This is a genomic window from Paracoccus beibuensis, from assembly GCF_026162625.1.
Taxonomy (GTDB): Bacteria; Pseudomonadota; Alphaproteobacteria; order Rhodobacterales; family Rhodobacteraceae; genus Paracoccus; species Paracoccus beibuensis.
The window spans coordinates 1-10,166 of the sequence record NZ_JAOTBD010000059.1 but is presented as its reverse complement, the minus strand read 5'-3'; the positions used below and the strand labels follow the sequence as shown (position 1 = coordinate 10,166).

Annotated in this window: 9 protein-coding genes and 2 pseudogenes; 8 read left to right on the top strand and 3 right to left on the bottom strand. The window is 62.8% G+C overall.

Features of this window, described 5'->3' with window-relative positions; genetic code table 11:
* Window positions 1–268: 268 nt before the first annotated feature.
* From OC159_RS18960 to OC159_RS18950, 3 genes are all read right to left on the bottom strand, one after another.
* Window positions 269–481, bottom strand: a complete 213-nt coding sequence (locus tag OC159_RS18960) for a hypothetical protein (protein WP_265502792.1) — start codon at window positions 479–481, stop codon at window positions 269–271.
* A gap of 28 nt (window positions 482–509) precedes the next feature.
* The gene (locus OC159_RS18955) at window positions 510–863 is read right to left on the bottom strand and encodes a c-type cytochrome (protein WP_265502790.1); all 354 of its coding nucleotides are present in this window, start codon (window positions 861–863) and stop codon (window positions 510–512) included.
* A gap of 86 nt (window positions 864–949) precedes the next feature.
* Complete coding sequence (locus tag OC159_RS18950) at window positions 950–2,344, bottom strand: PQQ-dependent sugar dehydrogenase (protein ID WP_407674157.1); 1,395 nt, start codon at window positions 2,342–2,344, stop codon at window positions 950–952.
* A 436-nt stretch (window positions 2,345–2,780) separates the two neighbouring features.
* On the opposite strand from OC159_RS18950, the gene OC159_RS18945 reads away from it, so the two are divergent.
* The 8 genes and pseudogenes from OC159_RS18945 to OC159_RS20280 all read left to right on the top strand — a co-directional run bounded on the left by OC159_RS18945 (window position 2,781) and on the right by OC159_RS20280 (window position 9,994).
* Entirely contained in the window at window positions 2,781–3,926 is a 1,146-nt protein-coding gene (locus OC159_RS18945; protein WP_265502788.1) for a TRAP transporter substrate-binding protein, read from the top strand.
* Between the two features lie 63 nt (window positions 3,927–3,989).
* Window positions 3,990–4,577 carry a TRAP transporter small permease subunit gene (locus OC159_RS18940; RefSeq protein ID WP_265502786.1) on the top strand — a complete coding sequence of 196 codons (588 nt, stop codon included), beginning with the start codon at window positions 3,990–3,992 and terminating at the stop codon, window positions 4,575–4,577.
* Between the two features lie 45 nt (window positions 4,578–4,622).
* The gene (locus OC159_RS18935) at window positions 4,623–6,041 is read left to right on the top strand and encodes a TRAP transporter large permease (RefSeq protein ID WP_265502784.1); all 1,419 of its coding nucleotides are present in this window, start codon (window positions 4,623–4,625) and stop codon (window positions 6,039–6,041) included.
* Window positions 6,031–7,386: an amidase gene (locus OC159_RS18930; protein ID WP_265502782.1), complete on the top strand. Its 1,356-nt coding sequence runs from the start codon at window positions 6,031–6,033 to the stop codon at window positions 7,384–7,386. The genes OC159_RS18935 and OC159_RS18930 overlap by 11 nt, the downstream gene beginning before the upstream one ends.
* Window positions 7,383–7,583 (top strand): hypothetical protein, encoded by a 201-nt coding sequence (locus tag OC159_RS18925; protein WP_265502780.1) that lies wholly within the window; start codon window positions 7,383–7,385, stop codon window positions 7,581–7,583. The genes OC159_RS18930 and OC159_RS18925 overlap by 4 nt, the downstream gene beginning before the upstream one ends.
* Before the next feature lie 181 nt (window positions 7,584–7,764).
* Window positions 7,765–8,686, top strand: a pseudogene (locus OC159_RS18920) (IS5 family transposase).
* Window positions 8,687–8,749: 63 nt separating this feature from the next.
* Window positions 8,750–9,463, top strand: a complete 714-nt coding sequence (locus OC159_RS18915; protein WP_265502778.1) for a hypothetical protein — start codon at window positions 8,750–8,752, stop codon at window positions 9,461–9,463.
* 152 nt (window positions 9,464–9,615) lie between these two features.
* Window positions 9,616–9,994, top strand: a pseudogene (locus tag OC159_RS20280) (GFA family protein).
* Window positions 9,995–10,166: the final 172 nt, after the last annotated feature.

Below are 10,166 nucleotides of genomic sequence, written 5' to 3'. Positions count from 1 at the left end.
CGATGGTGGGGCGGACATCCGCCCGCAGGCGATCCTCGATCGGATCATACGCGCCTGCGTCACGCAGTAGCGAAAAGGACGAGCTGTCGGTATTCTGCTTCATGGCGTGATCTCCCTGGCGGTTGCCGCCGCCGGTCGGGTGGGTGAGTGTTCACCTGCAGATCACGCCGCCAGCCAATTTCCACCAGGTCTGAGACACAACCGTATCCGCGCCAGTTTCGCCGTTGCAGAATTGCATCGACCTCACGTCGATCTGTGCCGAAGCCCTTCATTGTCGTTCGGACGGGTCAGGTGCATGAACCACCGGATGCACCTCATCGAACAGGACGTTCAGACACTTGGCGCTGGTTTCACTGGAAGCGCCAGCGTTATCAAGTTCCATAAGACTGACCACGGCCTCATCGGGCAGGTCAGCGGCAGCGGCGACGCGTTCTTCAGGCGTGCTGTCGCTTGATCTGAACCGGGCCGCCAAACCCGGCATTCGGGCGGATGTCGGGTTGGTTGGAGGATCAGTTCGGCATCTTATAGTTGGCACTGATCGACGCATACCAGGCAGCAAGGCGCGCGATGTCTTCATCTCCAAGATCCCGCGCGATTATGCTCATCTGCGGATCCTCGCGCCGCTCCGCACGAAAATCCTGCAGTTGCTTGGAGAGATACTCTGGGCTCTGTCCTCCAATGTTGGGGATCATGGGATTGGTTCCGACACCGTCGAGCCCATGACAGACCCGGCAGGTTTGGGCCAATGCGCGACCCTCTTCGGCCAGAATTCCGCCCCCGGCCGGGTCGGCAGTCTGTGCCAAGGCAGCGCCGCCGCTGAGGCAAAAGGCGACCACAACGGCCGCATGGCATGATGACAACATGCTGGATAGCTCCTTATTCGGAGGTCAGGGTGGCTGGAGCCGCCCTGATCAAGATCAATATCCGTCGGCGCGGCTTTGCGGGCATTCTAGTTGCCGCCGTTGTCCACCGCTTCGCCTTCACCGTCCACCTCAGGATCAGCCGCGCTTCCGGTTGCAGAAGACGTACCGGCCGCCGCTGCATCTGCCGCCTTGGGCTTTTCGGTCGACTGCGTCCCGGCAGAGGCCTCTGCTCCGCCGCCGGTGTAGGCGATCCTCCAGATTGCGCCCGCGAAGTCGTCGGAAACCAGCATCGACCCGTCCGGAAGGAAAGCGATGTCCATGGGCCGTCCGAGGTATTCTCCGGTTTCCTGGTTCAACCACCCATCTGCAAAGACTTCGGTGCCTGCCGCGGTCCCGTCCTCGTTGAGGCGGGTGAACATGACGCGTGCGCCGACGGGCGTGGTCCGGTTCCAGCTGCCGTGCTGTGCCGAGAAGATCCCGCCATGATACTCCTCTGGGAAGGACTTTCCGCGATAGAAGCTCATCCCCAGGTCGGCGGCGTGGGCATCCATCTCGACCAGAGGTTCGACGAAGCTGACGCCCTCGGGGCGCGGGACGTCCTTGAAGTCCTCGATTTCGATGCTGGCATTCGTCCAGGGAAAGCCGAAGTGCTGACCGGCATCGGTCTGGCGGTTCAACTCCCCCGGCGGAATGTCGTCACCCATCCCGTCCACCTGGTTGTCTGTGAACCACAGGTCGCCATTGGCAGGGTTGAAGTCGTGGCCCACCGAGTTGCGAATGCCGCGGGTAAAGACCTCGCGCTCGGTCCCGTCGGTGTTCATGCGGATGATGCCGCCGATACCGATCTGGTCGTATTTCTCAAGCTTGTCCACCGGCTGGACGTTGTGGGGCTGGCCGAGCGAGATATAAAGCTTGCCGTCGGGCCCGATCCGGCAAGCCCGCGCGGTATGGTTGAAGCTTTCCTCGTCGGGCGGGATCAGCTCGCCTTGGGCCACGACCGTGGCAACCGCCGGGTCGGGGCCTTCGAAGAAGAACTCCGCAGCCGGAAAGCTCAGCACGCGGTTGCGTTCGGCGATGAACAGAAAGCCATCGGGCGAGAAGCAGGGGCCGTTGGGGATGTCGAAGGTTAACGACGGTGCAAAGTCCTTGACCTCGTCGGCGACCCGATTTCGATCCCGGTCAACGACCGACCAGACCTTGTCCTTGCGCGTGCCCACGAACACGACAGTGCCCTGCGGGGCCACCGCCACCGAACGAGCGTCGGGAACCACGGCATAGAGGCTTGCCTCGAACCCGTCCGGCAGATTGATCCCGGGCAGGATCGCCTTGTGCGCCTCGGCCGTCTCTCCGGTCTGGTCGATCTTCGTGAAAGTGGCGTCGGTGCGCTGCATGCCTTGCAGCGTCTCCAGGTTGTCCTGCGCGATGGCCGGAGTCGCAAGCGCCGTCGTCAGAAGCAGTCCACAAAGTCTGGTGCAGTTCATCGTCGTTCCCTCCCTGATGAAGTCCTCTCTTCAGACACTTCAGCGGGCCGCCTCCTCCCCGAGGCGTTCGCACCAGACAGACCGGAACAGGTCTGGTCTCTGCGATGTTCCACCCGTGCCTGGAAGTAGATGATCAAGGATTGCAACGCCTTTTCAACAAAATTGTTGAGGCAGCTGCCGGTACCGTCGCCGGAGCCAGGTCCTGACGGAAATGAACCGCCGGAACCCGGCGCCGGCAGACGCGAATATTGCCGGATCGGCAAGCTTTGACAGGAGCGGCGCGACCGTCCTTCAAAGGCGTCGCACTACCCCGACCTCATCTTAAAGTAGGGGGCGCGCTCTAGTACTTGTCAGAACGGCATATTGCCCCTCAGGATGGTGATTGCGGTTCAAGGGGTCAGGAGGAAGGCCTCAGCCGCACAGGGAGGAAATTCATATGACTAGGGAAGACGACACCGACAAAGCTGTTTCAAGACGTTCGTTCCTGCGCCGGGGCGGAACCATCGCCGGCGGTGCCGCGGCAAGCACGCTTCTGGCGGCACCCGCAGTTCTGGCGCAATCGCCGATGGTCCTGAAGATGCAGACCAGTTGGCCTGCGTCCGATGTCTGGCAAACCATGGCCCAGCAATACGTGGAGCGGGTCGAGGCCATGTCCGGCGGACGGCTGTCGATCGACCTGCTGCCCGCCGGCGCGGTGGTCGGCGCCTTCCAGGTGATGGACGGTGTCAGCGACGGCGTGATCGACATTGCCCATTCGGTGTCGGCCTACTGGTACGGCAAGAACAAGGCCGCGTCCCTGTTCGGCACCGGACCGGTCTTCGGTGGCGATCCGACCAACATGCTCAGCTGGTTCTACCAAGGCGGCGGACGCGAACTCTATCGCGAGCTGACGCAGGACAACATGGGCCTGGACGTCGTGGGCCTGATGGCATTCCCGATGCCTGCACAACCGTTCGGCTGGTTCAAGAACCCGATCAACGGGGTCGAGGACATCAACGGCATGAAGTACCGCACCGTCGGCCTTGCGGCCGACCTGCTGCAGTCGATGGGCATGTCCGTGGCGCAGCTGCCCGGAGGCGAGATAGTCCCTGCGATGGAGCGCGGCGTGATCGACGCGTTCGAGTTCAACAACCCGTCGTCGGACCTTCGCTTCGGGGCGGCGGACGTGGCCAAGAACTACTACCTCGGCTCTTACCACCAGGCGTCCGAGGCGTTCGAATTCCTCTTCAGCCGCAGTGTCATGGAGGACCTGGAGCCCGACCTGCGCGCCATCCTTGAACACGGGGTCGAGGCGGTGTCCACCTACAACACCGCCTTCGCGCTGGACAACTATTCAGCGGACCTGATCAAGCTGCGCGACGAGGGCGGCGTCACCATCCACAGGACGCCCGACAGCATCCTGTCCGCGCAACTGGACGCCTGGTCCGAGATGATTACGTCCCTAGAAAGCGATCCTTTCATCAAGAAGGTGCTGGACAGCCAGCGGGAATGGGTTAGGCGGACGACCTATTACGAGCTCATGAACAAGCCGGATTACACGCTGGCCTATGAGCACTTCTTCCCCGGCGAACTGAAGCTTTAAGAGCCATCCGCCCGCCCCTGTGCCGCATGCGCCGCAGGGGCGGGTCCGTTTGCGGAGAAAGCAATGCTGTCGTTCATTCGCTTTGCCGACAGCCTGTCCGGCTGGTTCGGCAAGACCTTCGGCTGGCTGATCATGCTGATGACCTTGGGGGTCAGCTACGAGGTGTTCGTACGCTACGTCCTGAACAGCCCGACGTCTTGGTCGCTGGATGTGTCCTTCATCATGTACGGGACGCTGTTCATGATGGGCGGTGCCTATACCCTGTCGCGCGGCGGTCATGTTCGTGGCGATTTCGTCTACCGCCTCTGGCCGGTGCGGGTGCAGGGCGCGGTCGATTTCGTCCTTTACCTGCTGTTCTTCTTTCCGGGCGTCACGGCGCTGATCCTGTCCGGCTGGAAATATGCCGCCAGGTCCTGGCAATACGGAGAGGTCAGCGTGAACAGCCCCACCGGTATTCCGATCTATCAATTCAAGGCGGTCGTCGTCGCCGCCGGCATCCTGCTGTTCGTCCAGGGGATCGCGCAGCTGCTGCGCAGCGTCATCGCGATGCGCGACGGCGTCTGGGTCCTCGCCGAGGAAGACGTCGAGGAAACCGAGGAACTGCTTCTGCGCGAGCAGGCGAAGCAAGAGGGCTTTCATGTTGATCGATAAACACGGCCCCGGACGATCCGCAGCCTGCGGCACGGAGGTCAGAGCGTGACCGACCCACAGATTGCCCTGATGATGCTGGGAATTTTCATCTTCCTGGTCTTCCTCGGCTTCCCCATCGCCTTCACACTGATGGCCCTGGGCATCGGCTTCGGCTATTACGCGTATTTCGACGCAGGGCGCCAATGGCGCGGGTTCGACCGTCTGCCGGAAGACGCCAGCTGGCTCACCCAGCAATGGTCGTGGCTGGAGGGGTTCTACAACAACCGCATCTTCGACCTGTTCATCAACCAGACCTATACGGTGATGTCGAACGAGGTCCTGACGGCGGTGCCGCTGTTCCTGTTCATGGGCTATGTGGTCGAACGGGCAAACATCGTCGACCGCCTGTTCTCGGCGCTGGCCATCGCCGCGCGGCGCATGCCGGGATCGATGGGCGTCGCGGCACTGATCACTTGCGCCCTGTTCGCCACCGCAACCGGCATCGTAGGCGCCGTGGTCACGCTGATGGGGCTGCTGGCCCTGCCGGCCATGCTGAAGGCGCGCTATGATCCGCGATTTGCCTCGGGGATCATCTGCGCCGGCGGCACGCTTGGAATTCTGATCCCGCCATCGATCATGCTGATCGTGTATGCGGCGGCGTCGGGCGTGTCGATCGTGCGGCTCTATGCCGGGGCGATGCTGCCGGGCCTGGTGCTGGTCGGCCTCTATTTGATCTATATCGTCGGACGGTCGATCCTGCAGCCATCCGTCGCGCCCCGTCTGACCGAAGAGGAGGTGCCTTCGATACCGACCGGCAAGCTTGTCTGGATGCTCGTCAGCTCGTTCCTTCCGCTTGCCCTGCTGATCCTGGCGGTTCTCGGCTCGATCCTGTTCGGCCTGGCCACCCCGACAGAGGCTGCGGCCATCGGCGCGCTTGGCGGCATGGTTCTGGCGGTCGTCTATCGCGCCATGAGCTTTCAGCGGCTGCGCGAGTCCGTCTACCTGACGGTCCGCACCACCGCGATGGTCTGCTGGCTGTTCGTCGGGTCCTACACCTTCTCGTCGGTGTTCTCATACCTGGGCGGCGAGCATCTGATCTCAGAATTCGTCACTAGCCTGGACCTGACCCCGTTGCAGTTCCTGCTCCTGGCGCAGCTGATCATCTTCCTTCTGGGTTGGCCGTTGGAGTGGTCCGAGATCATCATCATCTTCGTGCCGATCTTCCTGCCGCTCTTGCCGATGTTCGGGATCGACCCGCTGTTCTTCGGCATCCTGGTGGCGCTGAACCTGCAGACATCATTCCTGACGCCGCCGATGGCCATGTCTGCCTACTACCTGAAAGGGATCGCACCACCCGAGGTGAAGCTGACGCAAATTTTCGCAGGCGTCATGCCGTTCCTGCTGATGGTCTTCATCGCGATGGCGATCATGTATATCTTCCCCGACATCGTGTATGTCCTTCCGAACATGATCTATGGCACTTGACCCCGCTTCCCTCGGCGCCGTCGCGCTGCGAGACCTGATCGCCTCGGGCGCCATTTCCGCCGAGGCAGCGACCGCGGCCTGCCTGAAGCGCATTGCGGACACCGAGCCGAAGCTCCAGGCCTGGGCCTATGTCGATGGCAACTATGCCAGGGCACAGGCCAGGGCGCTGGATGCGCAGCGGAAAGCGGGACGCGCGAGCGGTTCGCTTCACGGCGTGCCGGTGGGCATCAAGGATGTGATCGACACCGCGCGCATGCCTACCGAATGCGGCACACCGATCATGCGTGGCCGCGTTCCCTCCAAGGACGCGCAACTGGTGGCGCGCCTTCGGGCAGAGGGCGCTGTCATCATCGGCAAGACCGTGACGACGGAACTGGCATTCCTGGAACCCTCGCGCAGCCGGAACCCCCACGATCTGACGCGCAGCCCGGGCGGTTCGTCCGCCGGTTCTGCGGTGGCGGTCGCCTCGGGGCAGGTGCCGCTGGCGGTCGGCACCCAGACCGGAGGATCGGTCATCCGGCCTGCATCCTATTGCGGCGTCGTCGGGTTCAAGCCGAGCTATGGCTTGATCGGCCGCACCGGCGTGTTGATCCAGTCTCCGTTCCTCGACACGATCGGCGCCTTCGCCCGTACTGTCGAGGATGCCGCCTTGCTGGCCGAGGCAATGTCAGGTCACGATCCGCAGGACGACGCAACAACGATGTCGCCCGTCCCGCGCCTCGTCGACGCATCAAGGCAGGATCCGCCACTTCCGCCTTTGCTTGCGGTGCTTTCGCTGCCCGGCGCTGATCCCGTGATGACCGATGCACTTGCCGAGTTGCGGGAAGAACTGGGGGACCGCGCGCATGCCGTCGACATGCTGCTGGGTTTGGCCGAGGCTGATACCATCCGTCGCCGCATCAACCTGGCGGAACTGTCAAAATGTTATTACGCCTTGGAACGGCAGGGCAGGGACCAGATGTCACAGCGGATGCGGGATGCCCTGGACGAAGGCAAGACCATCCTCGCGCGCGACTATCTTGCCGCGATGGACTGGCGGCAGGTCCTGAACGCGGGGCTGGACGAACTGCTGACCCGCTGCGACGCGATCCTGTGTCCCGCCGCGACGGGACCTGCGCCTCTCTTGGCGGCAGACGGCACCGGTTCGGCCGCCATGAATGGCCCATGGACCCTGTGCGGCGTGCCAGTAATCACCCTGCCGCTACTGACCGATGCTTCCGGCCTGCCCCTGGGTGTGCAGCTGATCGGGCGACGCGGCGACGACGCCCGGCTGGTTCGGACCGCGAACTGGTTGATGCGGCGACTGATGCCCGATCATGCGAACGTAGAAAGGCAAGAGGGATGATGGACAGGATCATGGTGCTCTGCGCCTATGGGGTTCTCCTGTGCTTTCTGGGGATTCTGATATGGCATGTTCCGCGTCTGGATCTCGGCGGGATTGCGTTGATAACGCTGTTACTTGCGGCGGTCGACACCGTCCACGCGTCGCGCGGCCGTAACGAGAGTGAGAGCTCTGGCAAGGACACGCGGCGCATGCGCTGAGGCTACGGCAGCGCCTTCGCACCATCAGGTGAAAGCGCGAAGGTCGTCGTAACCGCCAGTGCGCGATTTTGATGTGTGCGGCCAACAGCGCCCCATTGTCAGCCCAGTTCGGGCGACGGAGGAGGGAGATCGGCCTGCCGGAGGATTCACGCGGTCGGGCTGGTAGGGTAAGCAACTCGGCATGAGCAAACCTGAGGCTGCCCGCTACCGGACGACGAACTGGAAGTCCTGCAATGACGCTCTGAGGCGGCGCGGGTCGTTGCTGATCTGGCTCGACTAGGACATGGTGTGGCTGGCGAACAAGGTCGGGCGTCTTGGCCGCCCGCCGGTGTTCTCCGACGCGGCGATCCAGTTCTGCAGGTGCTCTTTGGCCTGCCGCTTCGGCAAAGCACAGGGATGGTGGCCAGCATTCTGGAGACGGCAGGGCTCGACTGGCCGGTGCCCGACTTCTCCACGCCTCAAGCCGCAGGCAAGGAACTTTGGTGGTCGACATACCACCGCCGCGTGCCGGGGCCGCTGAACTTGCTGGTGGACAGCACCGGGATCAGGTTTCTGGGTGACGGAGATTGGCTGGCCCGCAAGCATGGCACGCACCGCAGGCGGCAGTATCGCAAGATCCATTTGGCCATGGATACAGCCATCGGCGATGTCCGGGCGGTGGAGTTCACCTCAAGCCGCGAAGGCAACAGCCCTGTGCTGCCGGATCTGCTGGATCAGATCCGGCCGATGAACAGGTCGGCACCGTGATCGACGACGGCGCGTTCGACACCCGGCGATGCCACACCGCAATCGTGGATCTCGGCGGCACCGCCGTCATACACATCCGCAGGAACGGCCGCCTCTGGAAGGAAGGCTGCCCTGCCGCCCGCGCCCGCAACGAGATCCTCCGGGCGACCAGGCGCTTTGGTCGGGCGAACTGGAGGCACTGGTCCGGCTATCATGTCCGGAGCAGGATCGAGGCAAGAATGCGTTGCCTCAAATCCTTCGGCGAGCGGATCGCCTCGCGAGACCCGGACAGACAGACCGCTGAAGTTCACATCCGCGTCGCACTCATGAACCGCTTCAGCGCGGGCGGCACCGCCGAGTTCGAACGCGTGGCCTGAGGTTGATGGGGAAAGGGGAAAGCACGCTTCGACGCTGAGTTCTGCAACAATGCCAGGGAGATCTTGGGGCGCAAGACGAGTCCCGACCTGATTGGCAGCCTCTCCGAGCGCGGCGTGATGGCGCCATATTGCGGCGTCCGGGCCTATACCTGCGTCACCACCGAAGTCCCTTTCTGGACCATCGGCCTGGATAACCTGCGCAGTTTTCCGGACTTTGTGCAGCTTGCCGCTGATGAGCTTGGGCAGACGGGGGTGGGAGGAGCGATCCCGGACAGGATGACGTTGAAGGGAAATCATGGCCGGCGAATCGGATCGAAATTCAAGGAAGTTTGGAATGGGACTGTGCTCGGAACCGTGTTGTCGACCGGCAGCCGCATCCTCGTTGCCCAAGGAGTGTCCGCTGATGGTGGCGGTTTGACAGGAACGATCGTAACTCTGAAGATGTCGCCAGAGGAGCGTTGCCTGATGAGCAAGTACAGTGAAGCGGATAGGCAGGAGTCGGTGCAGCCTGTTCTGAAAAGTGAAACGCGTCAGTCGGACTGGCGCCGGGCCAACCTGCCGAAGTACAAGGCGCATCTTGCCGTTCACAAGGCGCTCGTCTCCGGTCGGCTTCAGAAGCAAAGCTGCGAGGTCTGCGGCGCCGAGACAGTCGATGCTCATCACGATCGATATGACGAACCCCTGAACGTCAGGTGGCTCTGCCGTCGCCATCACGTGATGCTGCACTTCTACGGTGAGGACATGTTTCCGATCAGAGGCCGCTCGGGCCTACCATGAACGGCGCCTTCAGCCGTGTTTGGCTGCGAGACGATCCGTCGGCCGCACGCGGGAACTTTTCGAGGACTCCTGTTGACGGTGAAATGCTCCATGCCCGCCGGACCAGCGACAGTCGATAAAGGTGTCACAAGGGAGCCCCGCTCGAGGACCAGATGACACGGAACACCGGAGGATGTCTGTGCGGTTCGTTAAGGGCTGCCGCCAGGGGGCACGTGATCGTATCGGCATCTGCCACTGCTTGGACTGCCGCAAGCACCATGGCGCGCTGTTATACGCAGCGGCCATCTTTCTGCACGACGCTATGAAATTAGCGGCTTTACCCAGGCATGGGGCGATCGGTGACTTTACTCCAAGTGCGGCAGTTCGGTCTATGCCGACACCGGCTCCGAGATCGAGCTTTACCTGGGCGCCTTGGACGCTCCTGAACTATTCCAGCCACTATACGCGAGCTGGACCGTGCGACACGAGGCGTGGCTGCCGCCATTCCCCTTGGACGGCCGCTACGATGGCGACCGCACATCGCCCGAATGACGGCCGGCAATCATGAGGCGCGTCCTCCTCCGCTGCAACGCGGGTGGAGCATTAACAGGACGCTGAATTAGTCCCCGATCAGGAACGGCGTTTCTTGGGGTTTCCGGAAGAGGCGCTGGATACCGTGGGTCACCGGCCTGGGACCGGCGGCCGGTTCCCTCCCGCGGGTCTC